The sequence below is a fragment of the Duganella levis genome, assembly GCF_009857605.1.
GTDB lineage: Bacteria > Pseudomonadota > Gammaproteobacteria > Burkholderiales > Burkholderiaceae_D > Rugamonas > Rugamonas levis.
This window is the reverse complement of record NZ_WWCT01000011.1, coordinates 136,825-158,864: the sequence shown is the minus strand read 5'-3', so window position 1 is coordinate 158,864 and position 22,040 is coordinate 136,825. Positions and strand designations below refer to the sequence as shown.

Genomic DNA, 22,040 nt, shown 5'->3' with positions numbered 1-22,040 from the left:
CCGGAGTTTACTGGCGGTTTTCGCGGCGGTCGCGGTTAGGGTCTTTTTTCTCGTCGCGCGGTTTTTCGGCCTCGCGGCGCGGTTCGGCGCGCTGAGGTTGTTGTTGCGGTTGCTGCTGCTGTGGCGGCGGCGTGAACTGGCGGGGCGGCTGCTGCGCTGGTTGTGGCTGCTGCGGTTGCACTTGCGGTTGCTGCGGCTGGGCCTGCTGCTGCGGCCGCTGCTCGTCATGCGGACGGAAACGGCGGTTGTCGTCGCCCCGGTCGGTGCGCTCGCGCGGCGCTTGCCACTGTGGTTGCTGCTGCTGCTGAGTCTGTTGCGGCTGCTGCGGCGCCACCTGTAACACCGGCTGCGGCGTCACTGGCGCCTGCCATCGCGGCTGCTGACCGGGCTGCCCTTGCTGCTGGCCGGGCTGTCCCTGCTGCCCCGGCTGATTAAAGCGCGGCCGCAACTCAATCCGCACATCATTCGGATTGATGGTCTGCGCCGGCGCATCCGGATGGCCGAACTGGTTTGGCGCCAAGGTGCTGATCTGACCGCGCGGCTGCTGCGCCGGCACCTGCACCGGCTGCGACGGCGCGGTAATCACCCGTCCCGGACGGTCATTGCGCCCATCATTGCGGTCAAACCGATCCGGTATGCCATCATGATCGCGATCACCGCCGCCACGGTTGGTGGTCAAACCACGACCCGGCGGCTGCGGTGGCGCTACAGGCCCCACATTCTTGACGAAACTCGCCGGTGGAATCACCTGCGCGCCCCGGTTCACCACCACATTGCGGCGGCCTTCAAACTGATCGCGCGGCAGCACCGTCAGACCGTTTCGACGGCCATTCCAGTCGTCGCGCGGCGTGAACGGCTTGCCGTTATGCGTCCACGTCACCCGGCGATCGTAATCCGCCGACACCCGATAGCCCGGCACAAAACGGTCACGCGGCGACAGCGGATACCAGCCCAATCCCGGCCCCGGACGCGGTCCGCCCCCATTGCCGCCAACCCAACCGACCAGCGCCGGCGCCCACACCGGCCGCCCAGCCGGACGTCCGGGCGCCCACGACCAGCGGCGGCCCACCATCACCCAGCGCCCATAGTGCGACGGCGCATAGCCCCACGGCGCGTTGTCGACCCAGGTCCAGCCCCACGGCGCCAGCCAGATCCAGCGGCCGTCGCGGTACGGCGCCCAGTCCAGCGCCACATTGCGCGGCGTCCACAGCGGGCCGTATTCGGGATTGTCGATCCAGGTACCGTTGCGGTCCAATTCTTCGTAGCCGGTCATGCCGCTGGAAACGAAACGGGTGGTGGTACTGTTGTCGTAGCGGTCGCGGTCCTCGGACCAGATGTCGAAACCGTCGCGCCGCGCCACGCTGGTGCGCACGTCTTCGCCAGTCACATCCACATGGCGGCCATTGCTGACCACCACCGACGAACCGGCGCCGTCCACCCGCGCGCTGCCGGCCAACAGGCTGATCTGACTGGTGTCCGGCTGGCGGTCGACGTCAACGCGCAGAATCCCCGGCTCCAGCAGGGTGATGCGGGCTTGCGGCGTGGTCAGTTCAAAGTCGCGCAACAGGTCGGGATTGCGCACCCGGATGCTGACGCTGCCGTAGTTCAGGCGCAGGCGCAGCAGGTCGTCGTCCATGGCGGTGATTTCCAGGTCGGAATCGCCATCCACCCGCACGGCAGTCGAGCCGACGCGGAATTCGGTGCGGGCGCCGTTGGCCGTGTTGATGTGGTTGGCGGCCGTCACCGGCCAGTTCAGCGAAGCGCCGACCGGATCGCCATCCCCCACCAGCGTGACTTGCCCCTCAACGCTGGAGATGCGGCCGACGATCGCGGGCGGATCTTCAGCCAGGGCCAGCGCGGAAAAGCCGGCCAAGGCGGCCAGCACGACGGTGTGGATAATCTTGCGGCTCATGGCAGCGTCTCCTGTGGGTAATGCCTGAATAACGCCGCGCGCGCGAAACCGACGACAGCGGTTACAAATACTTGCAAACTTTCTAAGCCGCCGCGCTGCCGCGCTTGACGAAGAACAGCGCCGCGCCGACCGCCATCAGCAGGCCGCCAAACACGCGATTCTGCTTCTTGACGGCGCGGGCGTCGCGGAAAAAGCGCTGCATCGACGAGGCCAGGAACGCATAGCTGTGCATCACCACCAAATCGATGCAGCACATGGTCACGGCCAGGATCAGCAGTTGCGGCAGCAGCGGCGCCTTGTCGGTAATAAATTGCGGCAGCACCGCCACCATGAAGATGATGCCCTTCGGATTGGTGGCATTGGTCAGGAAACCGGTCAGGAAGCGCTTTTTGACGGTCGGCACCACCACGGCGGCCTGCTGCTGTTCGCTGATGTGGACCTTGGCGCGCCACTGGCTCAGGCCGAGATAAATCAGGTACAGCGCCCCCACCGTCTTGACGATGTTGAACACCACTTCCGACGCCATCAGCAGTGAACCGACGCCGGCGCCGGCGATGAAGAACACCAACAGCAAGCCAGTCTGCAAGCCGAGGATGGTGGCGCTGGCGCGCCGCACGCCATACGACAGGCCGTGCGACATCGACAACACGGCGCCCGAACCCGGCGACACGGCAATAATGCAGGCAGCAACAAAGAAGGTGATCCAGGTGGCGAAGCTCATGGCGATTCCGTTTAGTTTGTTTAACTTTAGCAATCATCATTGTAGCGGCATCGGGACGCGGCTTGCTTGGGTTAATATTGCCTGTCAAACCATACAAGGAGTACCCCGCAATGGCCGGTTCCAGCCTGTTAGCCCTGATCGACGATATCGCCTCCATCCTCGACGACGTCGCCCTGATGAGCAAGGTGGCGGCCAAGAAGACCGCCGGCGTGCTGGGCGACGACCTGGCGCTGAACGCCCAGCAGGTGGCGGGCGTGCGCGCCGAGCGCGAATTGCCGGTGGTGTGGGCGGTGGGCGTCGGCTCGCTGAAGAACAAGGCCATCCTGGTGCCGGCGGCGCTGGCGATCAGCGCGTTCGCGCCATGGGCCATCACACCGCTGCTGATGGTCGGCGGCCTGTACCTGTGCTTTGAAGGCTTCGAGAAAATCGCCCATAGCCTGTTCCACAGCGGCGACGACGAACACAAGGCCGAGCTGCGCGAAGCGCTGGCCAATCCCGATATCGACCTGGTGGCGCTGGAAAAAGAAAAGATCAAAGGCGCGGTGCGCACCGACTTCATCCTGTCGGCGGAAATCATCGTCATCGCACTCGGCACGGTGGCGACCGCGCCGTTCCTGCAACAGGTGACGGTGGTGGTCGGCATCGCGCTGGTGATGACGGTCGGCGTGTACGGCCTGGTGGCCGCCATCGTCAAGATGGACGACGCCGGCCTGTACCTGAGCCAGCGCGGCGGCGCAGCGGTGCGCGCGCTGGGCCGGATGCTGCTGGCGGCGGCTCCGGTGCTGATGAAATTGCTCGGCATCGTCGGCACCGTGGCCATGTTCATGGTCGGCGGCGGCATCCTGACCCACGGCCTGCCATTCGCCCACGACATCATCCACCACGCCACCGAAGCCGTGGCCGCCACCCCGGCGGTGGGCGGACTGCTGGCCGTGATCGTCCCAAGCCTGCTGGACGCCGTCGCCGGCCTGATCGCCGGTGGCCTGGCGTTGGTGGTTGTCAACGCGATCAGCAAGATCGTGCGCCTGGTCAAAAAGCCAGGCTGAGTCTTCTGCTCTGATACGGAAGCGAGCGCCAGCCGGCCTCGCTTTCCCTATCGACAAGGAGCACGCATGACTACCCCTTCCAGCGCCTTCATCGGCGCATCCTGGCTGGCCCTGATCGCCGGCGCCCTGACCTATATGATCGGACTGTGGAACGCCAGCATGGCGCTCAACGAAAAAGGTTATTACTTCGTCATTCTGATGTATGGCCTGTTTGCCGCCATCTCGCTGCAAAAATCCGTGCGCGACCGCAGTGAAGGCATCACTGTCACCACCATGTACTTCGGCCTATGCTGGCTGTCGGTTTTATTGGGAATTTTGCTATTGCTAGTAGGCCTGTGGAACGCCCAGCTGGCCCCGAGCGAGAAGGGTTTTTATGGCATGGCCTTCTTGCTCAGCTTGTTCGCTGCGGTCACCGTGCAGAAGAATGTGCGCGATCTGGCATCCATCCCTAACCGCTGACCAGCTCGGCTCTCTCCCCGGCGGGTCATTACACGCTCCAATCCGGAGAAATTTGATCTAAATCAATAAATTCGACCGGGGGACTACGTAAACTGACCCTATTCATTGCGATAAAGCAATAAAACACCGGCGGAGAGAGCTATGCGCAACAACCAACCAGTCACCAATCGCGAAGTAGAAGTGTTGGACGACCAGGCCATCGTGTCAAAAACTGACCTGAACGGCAACATCACTTATGTGAATCCTTACTTCACCCAAATCAGCGGTTTTGATGAGGACGAACTGTTGGGCGCTCCGCAAAACATCGTGCGCCATCCCGACATGCCGGCCGAAGCCTTCGCCGACCTGTGGGCCTCGCTCAAGGACGGCACGCCGTGGACCGGCATCGTCAAAAACCGCTGCAAAAACGGCGACCACTACTGGGTGCGCGCCAACATCACGCCGATCCGCGAAAACGGCAAGACCATCGGCTATATGTCGGTGCGCGTCAAAGCCGAGCGCCACCAGATCGCCAAGGCCGAACAAGCCTACCGCGCGATCCGCACCGAAGCCAATCACAACATCCGCATCAAGAACGGCCAGGTGATCCATCCCGGCTTCGCCAACCTGCTGTCGCGCCTGAGCCATGTGTCGCTCGGCTTCCGCATCTGGGCCGCCACCAGTGTGGTCAACGTGTTGCAAGTACTGGTGTGCGCCGCCACGCTGATGAATGGCCACGCCGCCAACAGCTACGGCATCTTCGCCGCCACCTTCCTCGGCCTGCTGATCAACGTCTTCCTGTGGTACACGCTGCGCGTCTCGGTGCTGCAACCACTGGACCGCGCGCTGCACGGCGCCCGCCAGATCGCCGCCGGCGACCTGTCCGGCAGCTTCGACACCGAAGCCACTGACGAAGTGGGCCAGTTGCTGCGCGCCTTGCAGCAAATGAACAGCAATCTGATCGCCACCATCCGTGACGTCCGCGTCAACGTGGAAACCATGGCTGTGGCCACCCGCCAGATCGCCGCCGGCAACGCCGACCTGTCCGGCCGCACCGAAGCGCAAGCCGCCAGCCTGGAAGAAACCGCATCCAGCGTCGAGCAGTTCTCGTCGACCGTCAAGCAAAACGCCGACAACTCCGAGCAAGCCAACAAGCTGGCGCAAAACGCCTCCGACGTGGCGGTGCAGGGCGGCGTGATCGTGGCCGACGTCATCGCCACCATGGACGAAATCAACAACTCGTCGCGCAAGATCGTCGACATCATCGGCCTGATCGAAGGCATCGCCTTCCAGACCAACATCCTGGCGCTGAACGCCGCCGTGGAAGCCGCCCGCGCCGGTGAACAAGGCCGTGGCTTCGCGGTAGTCGCCGGCGAGGTGCGTAACCTGGCCCAGCGCAGCGCCACCGCCGCCAAAGACATCAAGAACCTGATCGACGTCTCGGTGGGCAAGGTCAGCGCCGGCATGGCGCAGGTCGACCGCGCCGGCGCCACCATGAAGGAAGTGGTGGCCTCGGTGCAGCAGGTCACTGCCATCATGAAGGAAATCTCGGTCGCCTCGCACGAGCAAAGCATCGGCGTCGACCAGGTCAACTCGGCCATCGCCCACATGGACCAGGTCACGCAGCAGAACGCCGCGCTGGTCGAAGAGGCAGCCGCCGCCACCGCCAGCCTGGCGCTGGAAGCGGGCGGCCTGACGCAAGCGGTCAGCCTGTTCAAGTTTGGTCCGGCCCGGGGCGCGCGCAGCGTCCGCGCAGCCGCCCCACAGTCATCCACAGTGAAACGCCTCGCAGCATAAATTATGAATACGCCTTTCCCACCCGTTGAATTTGACGCTGCCATCATCAGCAAACTCAGTCAGTCGGGCCCACGCTACACCTCCTATCCGACTGCGGACCGCTTCCAGGGCGACTTTGGCTACGGCCAGTTCCTGGAGGCGGTGGCCGGCCTGCGCATGCGCCGCAGTCGCCGGCCCTTGTCGCTGTATGTCCACATTCCGTTCTGCGACACGGTGTGCTACTACTGCGGCTGCAACAAGATCGTCACCAAGGATCACAGCAAGGCCGCCGTCTATCTCGGCTACCTGAAACAGGAAATCGATATGCAGGGCCGCCTGTTCGACGGCATGGGCCAGATCGAGCAGCTGCACTTCGGCGGCGGCACGCCGACCTACCTGAGCGACAAGCAGATGGGCGACCTGATGGCGCACCTGCACGCCAACTTCGATTTCGCCGACGATGCGCATGGCGAGTATTCGATCGAGATCGATCCGCGCACGGTCAGTGTGGAGCGCGTGCACAGCCTGCGCGCGCAAGGCTTCAACCGCATCAGCCTGGGCGTGCAGGATTTCGATCCGGACGTGCAGAAAGCCGTCAACCGCATCCAGCCGGAAGCCGAAACCCGCGCCGTGATGGATGCCGCCCGCGCCGCCGGCTACCGTTCGATCAGCATCGACCTGATTTACGGCCTGCCGAAGCAGACCATGGCCAGCATGACGCAAACGCTGGACAAGGTGATCGACGCCTCTCCTGACCGCATCGCGCTGTACAACTACGCGCACCTGCCGCATATCTTCAAGCCGCAACGCCGCATCGCCGATGCCGACATGCCGACGCCGGCGGTCAAGCTGGAGCTGCTGGCGATGTGCATTCAGCGTCTGTGCGACGCCGGCTACATCTACATCGGCATGGACCATTTCGCCAAGCCGGAGGACGAACTGGCCGTGGCCCAGCGCCAGGGCCGTTTGCAGCGCAACTTCCAGGGCTATTCCACGCGCGCCGAGTCGGAACTGATTTCGTGCGGCGTGTCGGCCATCAGCGCGGTCGGCGCCACCTACAGCCAGAACGAGAAAACGCTGGATGCCTATTACGCCAAGCTGGATGATGGCGTGCTGCCGATCACGCGCGGCATCAAGATGGACAACGACGACCTGCTGCGCCGGATTGTGATCGGCAAATTGATGTGTAATTTCGAATTGTCGCTGTCGTCGATCGAGCAGGGCTTCCCGATCAAGTTCCGCCAGTATTTTGCGGCGGAGCTGGAGAAGCTGAAGGCGTTTGAAGACGACGGCCTGCTGACCGTCGATGACGAATGGATTTCGGTGACGCCGAAAGGCCGTCTGCTGATCCGTAATATTTGCATGGTGTTCGACCGTTATCTGGGCGTGGCGCAGGACATCGCGCCGCAACCGCTGCGCTACTCGAAGACTATCTGAGGATGTCATGAACGCCGCACAGCTACTGCCAGTGTTTGTGGTCGGCCTGGCCGGCAGCATTCACTGCGTTGGCATGTGCGGCGGGATTGTGACGGCGATGTCCACCACCACACGCAGCACCGTCATTCCCGCGCACGCGGAAATCCATGCCGAGTATCCACTCAGGCGTTCTATGGGTTCCCGCGTGCGCGGGAACGACGTGGCGCTGGTGCTGGCCTACAACGCCGGCCGCATCAGCAGCTACATGCTGGCTGGCGCCTTGGCCGGCGGCCTGGCCAGCGGCGCCCGCAACATGGCGGCGCTGGCGGGGGTCCAACTCGGCTTCTACTGGCTGGCCAACCTGATGCTGGTCGTCCTCGGCCTGTACCTGATGAACGCCTGGCGCGGCTTGGCCGTATTGGAGCAGGGCGGCCGCGTGCTCTGGCAACGCGCGCAACCACTCATCGCCCCCGCCATGAAAACCCTGATGCCAGCCGACACCGCGCCAAAATCCTATGCCCTCGGGGCGCTTTGGGGCTGGCTACCGTGCGGCATGGTCTACAGCGTCCTGACCACCGCCCTGCTCAGCGGCTCGGCCGCCGACGGCGCCGCGCTGATGCTGGCCTTCGGCCTCGGCACGCTGCCGATGCTGACCGGCCTGGGCATGCTCGGCGCGCGCCTGCAACAAGTCATGCAGCGCCGCCAGGTCCGCCTTGCCTGCGGCCTGCTGGTGCTGGCCTTCGGCGTCCTCGGGCTTGCCCGCGCAGCGGGAGGCGTCACGCCCGAATGGATGGAAATGCTATGCCTCACACCACACCCTTGAACGCCCTGGCGCCAGCGCCGTGCTTCCACTGCGGCCAGACGCTGCCCGACGTGGTGGATAACGCCTGGACGGTCACCATCGCCGGCGAACCGCACACCATGTGCTGCCCCGGCTGCGCGGCCGTGGCGCAAACCATTGTCGACCTGGGCCAGGAAAGCTACTACCGCGACCGCACCGCCTACGCGGCCAGCGCGGAAGGCGCGCAGCAGCTGCCGCCGGAACTGCAACTGTACGACAACGCCGACCCGCGCTTCGCGCTCGATGAAGACAGCCGTGAATCCACCTTCACGGTGGAAGGCATCCGCTGCGCCGCCTGCGTGTGGCTGATTGAAAACCGGCTGGCGCACGTGCCCGGCGTCGATAGCGCGCAACTCAACGTCGCCACCGAAAAACTCTACGTGCGTTGGCGCAGCGATGCCTGCCAGCCCGGCGACATCCTCGGCGCGCTGCACACCATCGGCTACGCCGCCTATCCCTATGAAGCCGACCGCCACGCCGGCCAGCAGCAGCGCGCCGCCAAGACGCTGGGCCGCCAGCTGTTCGTCGCCGGCCTGTCGATGATGCAGGTAATGATGTACGTCGCCCCGTCCTATCTGGCGCGCGACGACGGCACGCTGGACGACAGCATGGCCTCGCTGATGCGCTGGGCCAGTTTGCTGCTGACGCTCCCCGCCATCTGCTACTCGGCACTGCCGTTCTGGCGCGGCGCCATCACCAGCCTGCGCGCGCGCGCGCTGGGCATGGACGTGCCGGTGGCCTTGGGCATCGCCGCCGCGTTTGGCGCCAGCGTCATCGCCACCTTCACCGGCAAGGGCGAAGTGTGGTTCGACTCGGTGACCATGTTCATCTTCCTGCTGCTGTGCAGCCGCTATCTGGAACTGCGCGCGCGCCGCAAAGCCGGCGCCGCACTGGAACGCTTGCAGCATGCACTGCCGGCATCGGCCTCGCTGCTGGAGAACTATCCGGCCAGCCGCGCCGCCACCATCGTGCGCGCGGCGTCGCTGGCTGTGGATAACATCATACTTATCAAGCCCGGCGAAGCGGTGGCCGCCGACAGCGTCATCATCGAAGGCCGCACCTCGCTCGACCTGTCGCTGCTGAGCGGCGAGAGCGTACCGGTGCCGAAATCCACCGGCGACGCCATTCCCGGCGGCGCCATCAACGCCGGCAGCGTGATAATGGCGCGCGTGACGCGCAAGGCGCAGGACAGCACCTTGTCCGACCTGGTGAAACTAATCAACCGCGCCGGCGGCGAAAAACCGCACATCGCGCTGTGGGCCGATCGCGTGGCCGCATATTTTGTCGCCGGCCTGCTGCTGTTTGCGCTGGCTGCGTTCAGCTTCTGGTTCTGGCACGACGGCAGCATCGCGCGCGCCTGGCCGATTGCGATTGCGGTGCTGGTGGTGTCCTGTCCATGCGCGCTGTCGCTGGCCACGCCGACCGCGTTGGCCGCCGCCACCGACAACCTGCTGCGGCAAGGCGTGCTGGTGACCGGCCCGCAAACGCTGGAGACACTGCACCGCACCACCCACGTAGTGCTGGACAAGACCGGCACGCTGACGTGGGGCCGGCCGGTGCTGCAAGGAATACAGGAACTGGGCGCCATGCGCGCCGACTTCTGCCTGCAAGTTGCGGCCGCGCTGGAAACCGGCAGCGCGCATCCGCTGGCGCGCGCCATCATCAGCGCCGCCGACGAAGCAGGGCGGCACAACTGGAGCGCCGTGGCGCTGACCGAAACCGCCGGCTGCGGCCTGGAAGGCACGGTCCACAATCGCCGCTACCGCCTGGGCAGCGCGCAGTTCGTGGCCGGCATTGCCGGTCTGGCGCCGGAGCGCGTGGCGGCCGATGGCGTGACGCCGGTCTACCTTGGCGTGGAAGGCCAGTGGCTGGCCTGTTTGCAGCTGCACGACGGCTTGCGGCCCGATGCGCAAGACACGGTCGACTACTTCCGCCAGCGCGGCAAGACGGTGGTGCTGGTCAGCGGCGACGATGACGTGCTGGCGCGCCGCGTCGGCGACCAGCTGGGCATCGAAACCACGGTCGGCGGCTACCTGCCGGCCGACAAGCTCAACTTCGTGCAGCAGATGCAGCGGCGCGGCTGCGTGGTGACCATGATCGGCGACGGCATCAACGACGCCGCCGTGCTCGGTGCCGCCGACGTCTCGTTCGCCATGGGCAGCGGCGCCGCGCTGGCGCAAGCGCATGCCGATGCGGTGCTGCTCAACGGCCGCCTCGGCGCGGTGGCGGACAGCGCGCGCGTGGCCGAGCGCACCATGCGCATCATCCGCCAGAATCTCGGCTGGGCCACGGTCTACAACGTGGTCGCCATTCCGGCGGCGGCAATGGGCTTGCTCAATCCGTGGCTATCCGGTGTCGGCATGGCGCTCAGTTCGGCGGTGGTGGTGCTCAACGCGCTGCGGCTCAGAAAGGCCGCTTGATGGAAGCCCTGTACCTGCTCATTCCGCTCAGCGTGGTGCTGGTGTTCGTGGCGCTGTGGATCTTCTTCCGCGCCTCCGACGACGGCCAGTTCGACGACCTGGTCGGCCCGGCGCTGCGCATCCTGCAAGACGACGACAAGCCGCCCATTGATCACAAGCGATCCGGCGATTTTTGACTTACATCAAGGATTTTTAAGCTTCTCCTAAGTAACCTTTGACCTACATCATCAAAGTGTTCCGGGGAGAACTCAATTGGATCAACACTATAACTACAAGGTCGTGAAGCAGTTCACGATTGCGACCGTAGTCTGGGGCGTCGTGGGCATGCTGGTCGGCGTGATCATCGCCGCGCAGCTGGCCTGGCCGGCGCTGAATCTGGACATTCCATGGCTGACTTATGGCCGTCTGCGTCCGCTGCATACCAACGCGGTGATTTTTGCGTTCGGTATCTGCGGCCTGTTTGCTACCTCGTATTACGTGGTACAACGCACCTGCCAGGTGCGCCTGTTTTCCGACAAATTAGCGGCCTTCACCTTCTGGGGCTGGCAGGCCGTGATCCTGAGCGCGGTCGTGACGCTGCCGATGGGCCTGACCCGCGGCAAGGAATACGCCGAGCTGGAATGGCCGATTTCCATCCTGATCGCGCTGGTGTGGGTGTCGTACGCCGTGGTGTTCTTCGGCACCCTGATCAAGCGCAAGGTCAAGCACATCTACGTCGCCAACTGGTTCTTCGCCGCCTACATCATCGCCGTGACGATTCTGCACGTGGTCAACGGCATGTCGATGCCGGCTTCGCTGTTTAAATCGTACTCGGTCTACGCCGGCGTGCAGGACGCGATGATCCAATGGTGGTACGGCCACAATGCGGTGGGCTTCATCCTTACCGCCGGCTACCTGGGCATGGTCTACTACTTCATTCCGAAGCAGGCCGAACGTCCGGTGTACTCGTACCGCCTGTCGATCGTCCACTTCTGGGCGCTGATCTTCACCTATATGTGGGCCGGTCCGCACCACCTGCACTACACCGCACTGCCGGACTGGACGCAATCGGTCGGCATGGTGTTCTCGCTGGTGCTGCTGGCGCCAAGCTGGGGTGGCATGATCAACGGCATGATGACCTTGTCGGGCGCCTGGCACAAGCTGCGCACCGACCCGATCCTGAAATTCATGATCGTCTCGCTGTCGTTCTACGGCATCGCCACCTTCGAAGGTCCGATGATGTCGATCAAGACCATCAACTCGCTGTCGCACTACACCGACTGGACCATCGCCCACGTCCACGGCGGCGCGCTCGGCTGGGTCGGCTTCATCACCATGGGTTCGATCTACTACATCATCCCGCGCATCGCCGGCGACCAGAAGATGTATTCGACCAAGCTGATCGACCTGCACTTCTGGGTCGCCACCATCGGCGTGGTGCTGTACATCGCCGCCATGTGGATTGCCGGCGTGATGCAGGGTCTGATGTGGCGCGCGGTCAATCCGGACGGCACGCTGACCTACACCTTTGCGGAAAGCGTCAAGGCCACCTATCCGTACTACGTGGTGCGCTTCACCGGCGGCCTGCTGTACCTGGGCGGCATGTGCGTGATGGCCTACAACACCTGGATGACCTTGCGTAACACCAAGACTGCGGTCGCGCCTATCCCGGCGGTCAACGCGGCCCACGCCTGATATCGGAGCACAGTATGAAATTTTCACATGAATGGATCGAGAAAAATCCCTGGCTGCTGATCGCGCTGGTGACGCTGGTGATCAGCGTCGGCGGCGCCGTCGAGATCGTGCCGCTGTTCTTTCAAAAATCGACCACGGAACCAGTGGCGGGCCTGAAGCCGTACTCGCCGCTGCGCCTGGCCGGCCGCGACATCTACATCCGCGAAGGCTGCTACAACTGCCACTCGCAGATGGTGCGGCCGCTGCGCGCCGAGACCGAGCGCTATGGCCACTATTCTGTGGCCGGCGAGTTCGTCTACGACCACCCGTTCCAGTGGGGTTCCAAGCGCACCGGCCCCGACCTGGCGCGCGTGGGCGGCCGCTACTCCGACGAATGGCACCGCGACCACCTGAACAATCCGCGCGACGTGGTGCCGGAATCGAATATGCCGAACTACCCATGGCTGTCGAAGAACACGCTGGTGCCGGCCGAGATCCAGCCGAAGATGCGCGCGCTGCGCCGTACCGGCGTGCCGTACACCGACGCCGAGATCGCCGCCGCGCCGGAAGAGCTCAAGGACAAGACGGAACAAGACGCCCTGATCGCCTATCTGCAAGGCCTGGGCACCCTGATCAAAACGAGGAACTAGCATGGATACCCTGTTTGACAACGCCAGCAGCGTGATGACGGTGATTTCGTTCATCACTTTCGCCGGGATCCTGTGGTGGGTGTATGTGCACCGCAAGGCCACCGACTTCACCGCCGCCGCCAACCTGCCGTTTGACGACGACGAGGAGGTGCACCATGGCTGATTTCACCAACGGCTTCTGGGACATCTACATCGCCGCGCTGACCCTGCTGGGCATCATCGGCTGCGGCATCCTGCTGTACTCGCAATCGAAGGTCAAGGTCGTCAAGACCGACGCCGGCAAGATCGACACCACCGGCCACGTCTGGGACGAGGACCTGACCGAGCTGAACACGCCAATGCCGCGCTGGTGGATGTGGCTGTTCTACATCACCATCGTGTTCGCGCTGGCCTACCTGTTCCTGTATCCAGGCCTGGGCAGCTACGCCGGCAAGCTGGGCTGGAAATCCAGCGGCCAGTATCAGACCGAGCTGGCCAAGGCTGATGCCGAATACGGTCCGCTGTTCGCCAAGTACCAGAAGCAGGATCTGAAAACGGTGGCGGCCGATCCGCAAGCGCACGCCATCGGCGAACGCCTGTTCCTGACCTATTGCGCGCAGTGCCACGGTTCTGACGCGCGCGGCAACAAGGGCTTTCCCAACCTGACCGACAAGGACTGGCTGTTCGGCGGCGCGCCGGAAACCATCCAGGAAACCATCCTGCACGGCCGCGTCGGCGCCATGCCGCCGATGGGCGCCGCCGTCGGTGGCGACAAGGAAGTGGAAGCGGTCGCGCACTACGTGCTGAGCCTGTCCGGCTCGACCCATGATCCGATCAAGTCGGTGTTCGGCAAAGAGAAGTTCGGCGCCTGCATGGCCTGTCACGGCGCCGACGCCAAGGGCAACCAGACGCTCGGCGCGCCTAACCTGACCGACAAGATCTGGCTGTTCGGCGGCAGTGTGGAAACCATCAAGGAGACCATCAACAAGGGCCGCACCACCACCATGCCGGCGTTTGCTGACTTCCTCGGCGAAGCCAAGGTGCATGTGCTGGCGGCGTACGTCTGGAGCCTGTCGAACAACCCTGCCGAGGTGGCCGCTCCCGCCGCCGTACCGGCTGATCCACCCGTAGCAGCAGAAAAATGAACGCCCCAAAGGAACAAGTCATCAAGATGTATGCGGCTCGCGAGGAAATCTATCCGCGCGAGATCGCCGGCCGCTACGCCCGCCTGCGCTGGCTGTTTGTCTGGCTGACGCAGCTGGCCTTCTACTGCACGCCGTGGCTGCAATGGAACGGCCGCCAGGCGCTGCTGTTTGACCTGGGCACGCGCAAGTTCTACATCTTTGGCCTGGTCCTTTGGCCGCAGGACTTCATTTACCTGGCGGTGCTGCTGATCATCTGCGCCTACCTGCTATTCCTGGCGACAGCGATAGCAGGGCGGGTGTGGTGCGGTTTCGCCTGCCCGCAAACGGTGTACACCGAAATCTTCCTGTGGATAGAGCGCAAGATTGAAGGCAAGCGCAGTGCCCGTATCGCGCTGGACCGCCAGCCGGCATCGCTGCGCAAGTTCGCCAAGAAGAGCGCCAAGCATGCTGCCTGGCTGCTGTTCGCACTGTGGACCGGCTTTACCTTCGTCGGCTACTTCACGCCGATCAAGCACCTCATGACCGAAGTGGTGACCTTCGACTTCGGCCCATGGGAATGGTTCTGGGTGCTGTTCTACGCCTTCGCCACCTACGGCAACGCCGGCTGGATGCGCGAACAGGTGTGCAAATACATGTGCCCGTATGCCCGCTTCCAAAGCTCGATGTTCGACCGCGATACCCTGATCATTACCTACGACACCGCGCGCGGCGAACCACGCGGCCCGCTGTCGAAAAAAGAGCATGGCCAAGGCGGCTCGTGCATCGACTGCTCGCTGTGCGTGCAGGTCTGCCCGACCGGCATCGACATCCGCAACGGCCTGCAATACGAGTGCATCGGCTGCGCCGCCTGCGTCGACGCCTGCAATACCGTGATGGACAAGACCGGCCAAGCACCCGGCCTGATCCGCTACAGCACCGAACGGGCGATGGACGAGCATCTGACGCCGACCGAAATCCGCCGCCGCACCACGCGGCCACGGGTGAAGATCTACACCGCCGTACTGGGCCTGATCGTGCTGGCCACCTGTAGCGCCTTGTACCTGCGCACGCCGCTCAAGCTGGACGTGATCCGCGACCGTGGCTCGATGGGCCGCGAGGTGGAAGACGGCATGATCGAAAACGTCTACCGCCTGCAAATCATGAACACCTCCGAGCAAGCGCATGTGTACAAGATCAGCGTTGGCGGCCTCGATACGCTGAGCGTAGCCGATGCCGACACCGTGCGGGTCGAGGCCACCGAGACGCGGGCCTATCCGGTGCGCTTGCGGGTGGCGCATGGCGCCGGCCATACCGGCTCGAACAAGATTAACGTCAGCCTGACCGCAGTCGACGATCCGTCGCTGCATGTGAAAGAATCCGCGGTCTTCATCGTGCCGCGCTAAGGAGAAATAACATGTCCAACGCCATTCTCAATATGCCTGTTACGCCGTGGTGGAAGCAGCGCTGGCCGTGGCTGCTGATGCTGGGCCCGGCCTCGGTGATGGTGGCCACCAGCTACACCGCCTGGCTGGCGATCAAGACGCCGGACGCGGTGGTGGTCGGCGATTACTACACGCAGGGCAAGGCCATCAACCAGGACTTGCGGCGCGACCGCGTGGCCGCGCAGCTGGGTTTGTCGATGACGCTGGGGTATGACGCCGCCACCGGCGCGCTGAGCGGCCGCATCAACCGCAAGGACACCGGGCCGCTGATGCTGCACCTGTCGCACGCCACGCAGCCGGAGAAGGATCTCAAGCTGATGCTGGTGCCGGATGCCGAAGGCAACTTCAGCGTGGCGCTGCCGATGCTGGAACGCAGCCGCTGGGTGGTGCTGGTGGAGGGTGGAAAACGCGAATGGCGCCTGGCCGGCGCCTGGGTGTGGCCGGCCAACCACGGCATTACGCTGCTGCCGGACTAAGGCGGTTTAGCCGCAGGTTGCGGTGCCGGCGGTAATCGCTTTCAGCAGACGCGGATCGAGCAATTCGATTTCGCGGTTGCTGACGCGCAGCAGGCCTTCTTTCTTGAACTTGGACAGCAGGCGCGAAATACTCTCGATCGTCAGGCCCAGGTAATTGCCAATCTCCTCACGCGACATGCGCAGCTGGAAGGTAATCGGCGAATAGCCCCGCGCCTCATAGCGCGACGACAGATTGACCAGGAAGGCAGCAAACCGCTGGGTCGCCTGCATATTCCCCAACAACAGCATCACACTTTGCTCACGCGTGATTTCCTGGCTCATCATGCGATGGAAATGGCGCAGCAGCGTCGGCATTTCCGCCAGCAACAATTGCAACGTAGCGAACGGAATCTCGCAAACCTCGCTATCTTCCAGCGCGATGGCGGTGCAATGGTGCTCGTCGGCGCTGATGGCGTCCATGCCCAGCAGCTCGCCGGCCATCTGGAAGCCGGTGATCTGCTCCGCACCCTCGCGGTTGACCTGGTAAGTCTTGAAATGGCCGAGGCGAATTGCGTACAGGTTCTGGAACGGATCGCCGATGCGGAACAGCGTGCCGCCACGCGGTACTTTGCGGCGACGGCCGATGATCTGGTCCAGGCGCTCCATATCGTTGTTGTCCAGCCCCATGGGCAAACAGAGCTGATGCATGCTGCACGACGCGCAGCTTGCTTTCAGCACCTCAATTGTCGCGCCGGGGATTACCAGCGAAGGAAGTTCTCGTATCATGCAGCTAGTGTAGCCCATCGGACTTGATTTGCACCGCTATACCGCAGTCATCCAATCAGGTATTCGCGCGCGGGAAAATATTTTGTTAGGCTAGCGGCATGACCCTGCCCAAGCCTCCCACCCTCGACCAGCATTTGTGTTTTTTAGTCTACAACACATCGCTGAAGATGACCCAGACCTACAAGCCACTGCTGACCGCCCTTAACCTGACCTATCCCCAATACCTGGTGATGGTGGTGCTGTGGGAAGAAGACGGGCTCGGCCTCAAAGACGTGGCCGAACGCCTGCAACAGGACTCCGGCTCGGTGACGCCAGTGGTCAAGCGGCTGGAAGCGGAAGGCTACCTGACACGCGACCGCGATCCCCGCGACGAACGCAACCGCGTGCTGAAGCTGACCGCCGCCGGCCAGACGCTGCGCGCCGCTGCGCTCAAGGTCAGCCAGGACTTCGCCGCCGAATGTCAGGTCAGCCACGAGGAGGTGGCGACGCTGATGGCCACCCTCGGCAAATTGAACCGCAATCTCGGCGATTGAAAAAATAAATCTAAATTTAACTTGCGTACGATTTTTTAGTGCGCTATATTTCATCTCAAGGAAACGCGCTATTCAAACCAGCGCGTTTTTAAAACCATAATACTTAGCGCGCTAACAGTTAGCGCATACAACTGAAAGGAAATATCATGAAACGTACCTTCATCGCTTCCGCCCTGCTGGCCGCTACCGCTTTCGCCCACGCCGCCGCACCGGCCAACGACACCACCATCGTGCTGGTGCACGGCGCCTTCGCCGACGGTTCCAGCTGGAACAAAGTCATCCCTATCCTGGAAGCCAAAGGCTACAAAGTGGTCGCCGTGCAGAACCCACTGAGCTCGCTGGCCGACGACGTCGCCGCCACCCAGCGCGTGGTCGATGCGCAAACCGGTAAAGTGGTGCTGGTCGGCCACTCGTGGGGCGGCACCGTGATCACCCAGGCCGGCACCAGCGACAAGATCAAGGCGCTGGTCTACGTGGCCGCGTTCGCGCCGTCGGAAGGTGAAGCCACCGCCAACCTGGGCAAGGACTACGCCGTGCCACCTGGCATCGCTACGCTGAAAGCCGACGCCGGCGGTTACCTGTGGCTGCCGACCGAATCGGTGGCCCAAAACTTCGCGCCGGACGTGACGCCAGCCGAGAAAAAACTGATTGCCGCCACCCAGGGCCCGATCGCCGCCAAAGCCTTCGGCGACACCACCACCGTGGCCGCCTGGAAGAACAAGGCCAACTACTACATCGTCGCCAGCAAAGACCGCATGATTGCGCCGGAACTGGAACAAGCCTTCGCCAAGAAAATCAACGCCACCGTGACCACGCTGCCAACCAGCCACGTACCGATGGTGTCGCAACCGGCCAAGGTCGCTGAAGTGATTATCGCCGCCGCCCAGCGTTAATTTGCTTGCAGTTTGAAAGCCTACAGGCGTGCCACGGCACGCCTTTTTCTTTCTTGCCAACGCCAGTCTTTGATAGGAGAATCCAATCAGCCCCTGCATTCATCAAGGTTGATATGAAGCCACTCGGCATCAAGGCCAAAGTCGCGCTCGTTACCAGCATCACTTCGGTCCTGATGATCGGCCTCGTCACGCTGGTGCAAACCCAGCGCATGAAAGAGGATTACACGCGGGTGTTGTTCACCCAGCAGACGGCGCTGGTCAACCGCACCGCGCAGGAGCTGGACGACAAGCTGACCATGCTGCTCGATATCATCGCGCTGTCGGCCCGCAACCAGCCGCCGGCGCTGGCCACCTCCGGCGACCAGCTGCGCGAGTATTACCAGGACCGCGCCGTGCTGGCCCTGTTCGACGATTTGCTGGTGCTGAACCCGCAAGGCAAGGTGATCTCCGACCTGCCGCTGGTGCCGGGACGAGTCGGCATCGACGCCTCCGACCGCGTCTACTTCAAGACCGTGATGCGCACCCGCAAACCCATGATTACCGAGCCCATCATCGGCCGCGCCAACAAGCAGCCGGTAGTGCAGATGGTGGCGCCGGTGCTCAACAACAAAGGCGAAGTGGTGTGCCTGCTGGTGGGCGTGCTGCGGCTGTACAAGGACAATCTGCTGGGCCACTTGCGCACCGCCAAGGTCGGCAATAGCGGCTACTACTTCGCGCTGACCCGCAACGAGAATCCGGTGTACGTGCTGCATCCCGATATTTCGCGCCTGCTCAAGCCGCGCGATCCGAACGCCAACCCGGCCACCACGCGCGCGCTGCAAGACGGCTTTGAAGGCACCGCCATGGGCCTGGGCGAAGGCCTGCCCACACTCAACAGCTACAAGCAGCTGAAATCGGTCGACTGGCTGCTGGCCACCTCGCTGCCGGCCGAGGAAGCGCTGGAACCGTTTGACGGCGTCATCAAGCGCGTGCTGGTCTGGAGCGGCGTGGCGGCCGTGCTGACCGCCTTGCTGATCAGCACGCTGACGGTGCGGCTGCTGGCGCCATTGGCACGGCTGCGCAACGCCATCGTCGGCCTGCGCGCCGAACCGGCCCGCTTCACGCCGCTGCCGGTGTACGCGCACGATGAAGTCGGCCAACTGACCACCGCATTCAACGAGCTGATGCACGAACGGCTGGCAGCCGATGCGCGCCTGCAAAGCCTGGTCGAGTTCGCGCCGAACACCATCGTCGTGGTCGGCATCGACGGCCGCATCGAGACCTTCAACCGCGAAGGCGAACGCTGCTTCGGCTACGAGCGCGACGAGGTGCTCGGCCAGCCGCTGGAAATCCTGGTGCCGGAACGGCTGCGCCAGCAACACGTGGGCCACCGCAACCGCTTCTTTGCCGACCGTCTCAGCGCCGAGCCGGTGCGCATGGGCAATGGCGCCGCGACCTACGGCCGCCGCCGCGACGGCAGCGAGTTCCCGGTCGAGGTCAACCTGAGCGCGGTGCGCACCGACCAGGGCACCAAGGTGCTGGCGGTGATTTCCGACATTACCGAACGCCACCGCCTGCAACAGGAGGTGGAAAGCCGCGCGCTGGAACTGGAGCGCGAACGCGACCGGGCGCAGGCGGCCAACCGCGCCAAGAGCGATTTCGTCGCCAATATGAGCCACGAGATCCGCACGCCGATGAATGCGGTGCTGGGCATGGTCTACCTGCTCGGCAACACGCAGCTGACGTCGCAGCAGCGCAAGTATCTGAACATGGTGCGGGTGTCGGGCCAGTCGCTGCTGGGCATCCTCAACGACGTGCTGGACTTCTCCAAGATCGAGGCGCGCAAGCTGGACCTGTCGCCGGTCGATTTTTCGCTCGACGAGACCATGAATGCGCTGGCCACCATGATGACCATGAACGCCGGCGACAAGGAGCTGGAGCTGGCCATCAGCGTCGATGTGGCGATTCCCAACCGCCTGCGCGGCGACGCCATGCGCCTGCAGCAGATCCTGGTCAACCTGGCCGGCAACGCCATCAAGTTCACCGAGCAGGGCGAAGTGGTGGTCAGCGTGCAGCTGACCGCGCGCGACGACCACAGCGCGCTGCTGCGCTTCGAGGTGCGCGACACCGGCATGGGCATGACCGAGGCCCAACTGGGCCAGCTGTTCAACGCGTTCTCGCAGGGCGACCAGAGCATCACGCGGCGCTTTGGCGGCACCGGCCTGGGGCTGGCCATCACCAAGCGCCTGATCGAACTGATGGGCGGACAGGTGGCCGTCAACAGCCGGCCGGGGCAGGGATCGACCTTCTGGTTCAGCCTGCCGTTCGAGATCCAGTCCGACCAGACCGATGAGCGGCGCAAGCCGGCGCTCGGCCAACTGCGCCTGCTGGTGGCCGACGACAACCGTACCAGCCGCGAACTGGTGGCACGCCTGATCCGCGCCTGGGGCTGGCAGGCGGACGAGGTCGATTCGGGCGAGGCCGCACTGCGCCGCTACCGCCAGAGCATCGACCACCAGCAGCCATACGACGTGGTGCTGGCCGACTGGCACATGCCCGGCATGGACGGGCTAGCCACCGCCAAGAGCATCCGCGCATCCGCGCACGGCAAGCCGCAGCCGATGGTGGTGATGCTGAACGCCTTCGCCCGCGACCGCATCGAGGAAATCTCGCACGCGCCGGAAGCCGACGTGGTGCTGGTCAAGCCGATCACCAGCTCCAACCTGTTCGATGCGCTGCATCAGGCGCTGGCTACGCAGGGCGAGGCCGAGCCGCAGGGCGTGCCCGATACCGGCATCGTCGGCATGCTGGCCGACGTCCATTTCCTGTTGGTGGAAGACAATCTGCTGAACCAGGCGGTGGCGCGCGGCATTCTGGAACACGCCGGCGCCACGCTGGACATCGCCGGCGACGGCCGCCAGGCGGTGGAAATCATGCGCGGCCATGCCGCCGAGTACGACCTGGTGCTGATGGACATGCAGATGCCAGTCATGGATGGGTTTACCGCGACCCGCATCCTGCGCCAGGAATTGAAGCTGAACTTGCCGATCATTGCGATGACGGCCGGCGTGCTGGAATCCGAACGCGAGCGCAGCCGCGAGGCCGGCATCACCGATTTCATTCCCAAGCCAATCGAGGTGGACGAGATGCTGGCGGTGCTGCAACGCCACCTGCCCAAGCGCGCCGCGCCACCTGCGCCGCCACCACCACCCATTCCCGCACCACCAACCCGCGCACCGGCGCCTGTGCACGCCGCCGTGACGCCGCCAGCGTCGCCGGTCGAAGACGATCTGCTGGCCTCCATGGCCGCAGCCGCCGCGCCGGCCGCACCCGCAGCACGGGAAACTGCCCCGGCGCCCGTCTTCGCACCATTAGTCGCCGTGCCGCTCGGCGGCCCGCTGGCCAACGCACAGCAGTCCTCGGCGCCGCCACCCAAGCTGATGACCAACGCGCCGCCGCCAACCGGCGAGACTGCCATCTTCAACATGGACAGCCTGATGCGCGTCATGGGCAAGGACGCCAAGGGCCGCGCCGCCATGTACAAAATGGTGCGCGGCGCCCTCGACACCGGCATGGAACCAGCCGACCAGGCCGGCCTGGCGCTACAGGAAGGCCGGCTGCGCGACGCCGCCAAACTCTTCCACAGCCTGCGCGGCGCGGTCGGCATATTGGGCGCCAAACGCCTGATCCAGGCTACCATCGCCGCCGAAGACGCGATCCACGACCAGCGCGAGGACGAGCTCACCGAGCGCTACCTGCAAGTCCGCAACGAGCTGGCGCAAACCCTGGCCCAGGCCCGCGCCTGGCTGGAACGCGAACAGTCCTGACCCCCTCACAGATGTAAGCAAACGTACGCCGGATGACCTATCCGGCTGCCTAACTTTTGGGCAACGTTTGGCGTTTACACCACAGTCCTGCCCCTCCCAAGCGATTCCATGAATCATATTGATAATAATTCGCATTTACGTTACGGTAT

Annotated in this window: 19 protein-coding genes; 16 read left to right on the top strand and 3 right to left on the bottom strand. The window is 64.0% G+C overall.

Features of this window, described 5'->3' with window-relative positions; all coding sequences use genetic code 11:
• Nucleotides 1-7 precede the first annotated feature (7 nt).
• Together GTP69_RS15265 and GTP69_RS15260 are read right to left on the bottom strand one after the other, a co-directional pair.
• A complete protein-coding gene (locus GTP69_RS15265; RefSeq protein WP_161055670.1) occupies nucleotides 8-1,912 on the bottom strand; it encodes a DUF6600 domain-containing protein in 1,905 nt (634 codons plus the stop codon).
• An 82-nt stretch (nucleotides 1,913-1,994) separates the two neighbouring features.
• A complete protein-coding gene (locus GTP69_RS15260; protein ID WP_161055669.1) occupies nucleotides 1,995-2,633 on the bottom strand; it encodes a LysE family transporter in 639 nt (212 codons plus the stop codon).
• 110 nt (nucleotides 2,634-2,743) lie between these two features.
• Between GTP69_RS15260 and GTP69_RS15255 the strand changes: the two genes are divergently transcribed.
• The 13 genes from GTP69_RS15255 to GTP69_RS15195 all read left to right on the top strand — a co-directional run bounded on the left by GTP69_RS15255 (nucleotide 2,744) and on the right by GTP69_RS15195 (nucleotide 15,894).
• Nucleotides 2,744-3,679, top strand: a complete 936-nt coding sequence (locus GTP69_RS15255) for a DUF808 domain-containing protein (protein WP_161055668.1) — start codon at nucleotides 2,744-2,746, stop codon at nucleotides 3,677-3,679.
• 66 nt (nucleotides 3,680-3,745) lie between these two features.
• Nucleotides 3,746-4,138: an inner membrane protein YiaA gene (yiaA, locus tag GTP69_RS15250; protein WP_161055667.1), complete on the top strand. Its 393-nt coding sequence runs from the start codon at nucleotides 3,746-3,748 to the stop codon at nucleotides 4,136-4,138.
• 141 nt (nucleotides 4,139-4,279) lie between these two features.
• Nucleotides 4,280-5,914 carry a methyl-accepting chemotaxis protein gene (locus GTP69_RS15245; protein WP_161055666.1) on the top strand — a complete coding sequence of 545 codons (1,635 nt, stop codon included), beginning with the start codon at nucleotides 4,280-4,282 and terminating at the stop codon, nucleotides 5,912-5,914.
• A 3-nt stretch (nucleotides 5,915-5,917) separates the two neighbouring features.
• The gene (gene hemN / locus GTP69_RS15240) at nucleotides 5,918-7,330 is read left to right on the top strand and encodes an oxygen-independent coproporphyrinogen III oxidase (RefSeq protein ID WP_161055665.1); all 1,413 of its coding nucleotides are present in this window, start codon (nucleotides 5,918-5,920) and stop codon (nucleotides 7,328-7,330) included.
• Between the two features lie 7 nt (nucleotides 7,331-7,337).
• On the top strand, nucleotides 7,338-8,132 hold the full coding sequence (locus tag GTP69_RS15235; RefSeq protein ID WP_161055664.1) for a sulfite exporter TauE/SafE family protein: 795 nt from the start codon (nucleotides 7,338-7,340) through the stop codon (nucleotides 8,130-8,132).
• Entirely contained in the window at nucleotides 8,111-10,570 is a 2,460-nt protein-coding gene (locus GTP69_RS15230; RefSeq protein ID WP_161055663.1) for a heavy metal translocating P-type ATPase, read from the top strand. The genes GTP69_RS15235 and GTP69_RS15230 overlap by 22 nt, the downstream gene beginning before the upstream one ends.
• Nucleotides 10,570-10,746, top strand: a complete 177-nt coding sequence (ccoS, locus tag GTP69_RS15225) for a cbb3-type cytochrome oxidase assembly protein CcoS (protein ID WP_161055662.1) — start codon at nucleotides 10,570-10,572, stop codon at nucleotides 10,744-10,746. Before GTP69_RS15230 ends, ccoS begins: the two co-directional genes overlap by 1 nt.
• A 76-nt stretch (nucleotides 10,747-10,822) precedes the next feature.
• The gene (gene ccoN / locus GTP69_RS15220; protein ID WP_161055661.1) at nucleotides 10,823-12,244 is read left to right on the top strand and encodes a cytochrome-c oxidase, cbb3-type subunit I; all 1,422 of its coding nucleotides are present in this window, start codon (nucleotides 10,823-10,825) and stop codon (nucleotides 12,242-12,244) included.
• A gap of 14 nt (nucleotides 12,245-12,258) precedes the next feature.
• A complete protein-coding gene (ccoO, locus tag GTP69_RS15215; protein ID WP_110845990.1) occupies nucleotides 12,259-12,873 on the top strand; it encodes a cytochrome-c oxidase, cbb3-type subunit II in 615 nt (204 codons plus the stop codon).
• Between the two features lies 1 nt (nucleotide 12,874).
• Nucleotides 12,875-13,036: a cbb3-type cytochrome oxidase subunit 3 gene (locus tag GTP69_RS15210; protein WP_161055660.1), complete on the top strand. Its 162-nt coding sequence runs from the start codon at nucleotides 12,875-12,877 to the stop codon at nucleotides 13,034-13,036.
• Complete coding sequence (ccoP, locus tag GTP69_RS15205; protein ID WP_161055659.1) at nucleotides 13,029-13,997, top strand: cytochrome-c oxidase, cbb3-type subunit III; 969 nt, start codon at nucleotides 13,029-13,031, stop codon at nucleotides 13,995-13,997. The genes GTP69_RS15210 and ccoP overlap by 8 nt, the downstream gene beginning before the upstream one ends.
• Entirely contained in the window at nucleotides 13,994-15,379 is a 1,386-nt protein-coding gene (gene ccoG / locus GTP69_RS15200; RefSeq protein WP_161055658.1) for a cytochrome c oxidase accessory protein CcoG, read from the top strand. The genes ccoP and ccoG overlap by 4 nt, the downstream gene beginning before the upstream one ends.
• A gap of 11 nt (nucleotides 15,380-15,390) precedes the next feature.
• Nucleotides 15,391-15,894 (top strand): FixH family protein, encoded by a 504-nt coding sequence (locus GTP69_RS15195; protein ID WP_161055657.1) that lies wholly within the window; start codon nucleotides 15,391-15,393, stop codon nucleotides 15,892-15,894.
• Nucleotides 15,895-15,900: 6 nt separating this feature from the next.
• Here GTP69_RS15195 and fnr read toward each other — a convergent pair whose 3' ends face one another.
• Entirely contained in the window at nucleotides 15,901-16,659 is a 759-nt protein-coding gene (fnr, locus tag GTP69_RS15190; protein WP_161055656.1) for a fumarate/nitrate reduction transcriptional regulator Fnr, read from the bottom strand.
• A 98-nt stretch (nucleotides 16,660-16,757) separates the two neighbouring features.
• On the opposite strand from fnr, the gene GTP69_RS15185 reads away from it, so the two are divergent.
• From GTP69_RS15185 to GTP69_RS15175, 3 genes are all read left to right on the top strand, one after another.
• Entirely contained in the window at nucleotides 16,758-17,192 is a 435-nt protein-coding gene (locus GTP69_RS15185) for a MarR family winged helix-turn-helix transcriptional regulator (protein WP_161055655.1), read from the top strand.
• 146 nt (nucleotides 17,193-17,338) lie between these two features.
• On the top strand, nucleotides 17,339-18,085 hold the full coding sequence (locus tag GTP69_RS15180; RefSeq protein WP_161055654.1) for an alpha/beta fold hydrolase: 747 nt from the start codon (nucleotides 17,339-17,341) through the stop codon (nucleotides 18,083-18,085).
• 113 nt (nucleotides 18,086-18,198) lie between these two features.
• Nucleotides 18,199-21,891 (top strand): response regulator, encoded by a 3,693-nt coding sequence (locus tag GTP69_RS15175; RefSeq protein WP_161055653.1) that lies wholly within the window; start codon nucleotides 18,199-18,201, stop codon nucleotides 21,889-21,891.
• The last annotated feature ends 149 nt before the right edge of the window (nucleotides 21,892-22,040 follow it).

What these genes read in the sequence shown, in the direction of transcription:
- GTP69_RS15185 (WP_161055655.1), top strand. Translation starts at nt 16,758, where the DNA reads ATGACCCTGCCCAAGCCTCCCACCCTCGACCAGCATTTGTGTTTTTTA.
- GTP69_RS15235 (WP_161055664.1), top strand. Translation starts at nt 7,338, where the DNA reads ATGAACGCCGCACAGCTACTGCCAGTGTTTGTGGTCGGCCTGGCCGGC.
- ccoO (WP_110845990.1), top strand. Translation starts at nt 12,259, where the DNA reads ATGAAATTTTCACATGAATGGATCGAGAAAAATCCCTGGCTGCTGATC.
- GTP69_RS15175 (WP_161055653.1), top strand. Translation starts at nt 18,199, where the DNA reads ATGAAGCCACTCGGCATCAAGGCCAAAGTCGCGCTCGTTACCAGCATC.
- GTP69_RS15180 (WP_161055654.1), top strand. Translation starts at nt 17,339, where the DNA reads ATGAAACGTACCTTCATCGCTTCCGCCCTGCTGGCCGCTACCGCTTTC.
- yiaA (WP_161055667.1), top strand. Translation starts at nt 3,746, where the DNA reads ATGACTACCCCTTCCAGCGCCTTCATCGGCGCATCCTGGCTGGCCCTG.
- GTP69_RS15230 (WP_161055663.1), top strand. Translation starts at nt 8,111, where the DNA reads ATGCCTCACACCACACCCTTGAACGCCCTGGCGCCAGCGCCGTGCTTC.
- ccoS (WP_161055662.1), top strand. Translation starts at nt 10,570, where the DNA reads ATGGAAGCCCTGTACCTGCTCATTCCGCTCAGCGTGGTGCTGGTGTTC.
- GTP69_RS15210 (WP_161055660.1), top strand. Translation starts at nt 12,875, where the DNA reads ATGGATACCCTGTTTGACAACGCCAGCAGCGTGATGACGGTGATTTCG.
- ccoG (WP_161055658.1), top strand. Translation starts at nt 13,994, where the DNA reads ATGAACGCCCCAAAGGAACAAGTCATCAAGATGTATGCGGCTCGCGAG.
- ccoP (WP_161055659.1), top strand. Translation starts at nt 13,029, where the DNA reads ATGGCTGATTTCACCAACGGCTTCTGGGACATCTACATCGCCGCGCTG.
- GTP69_RS15255 (WP_161055668.1), top strand. Translation starts at nt 2,744, where the DNA reads ATGGCCGGTTCCAGCCTGTTAGCCCTGATCGACGATATCGCCTCCATC.
- GTP69_RS15265 (WP_161055670.1), bottom strand. Translation starts at nt 1,912, where the DNA reads ATGAGCCGCAAGATTATCCACACCGTCGTGCTGGCCGCCTTGGCCGGC.
- GTP69_RS15260 (WP_161055669.1), bottom strand. Translation starts at nt 2,633, where the DNA reads ATGAGCTTCGCCACCTGGATCACCTTCTTTGTTGCTGCCTGCATTATT.
- hemN (WP_161055665.1), top strand. Translation starts at nt 5,918, where the DNA reads ATGAATACGCCTTTCCCACCCGTTGAATTTGACGCTGCCATCATCAGC.
- GTP69_RS15245 (WP_161055666.1), top strand. Translation starts at nt 4,280, where the DNA reads ATGCGCAACAACCAACCAGTCACCAATCGCGAAGTAGAAGTGTTGGAC.
- fnr (WP_161055656.1), bottom strand. Translation starts at nt 16,659, where the DNA reads ATGATACGAGAACTTCCTTCGCTGGTAATCCCCGGCGCGACAATTGAG.
- GTP69_RS15195 (WP_161055657.1), top strand. Translation starts at nt 15,391, where the DNA reads ATGTCCAACGCCATTCTCAATATGCCTGTTACGCCGTGGTGGAAGCAG.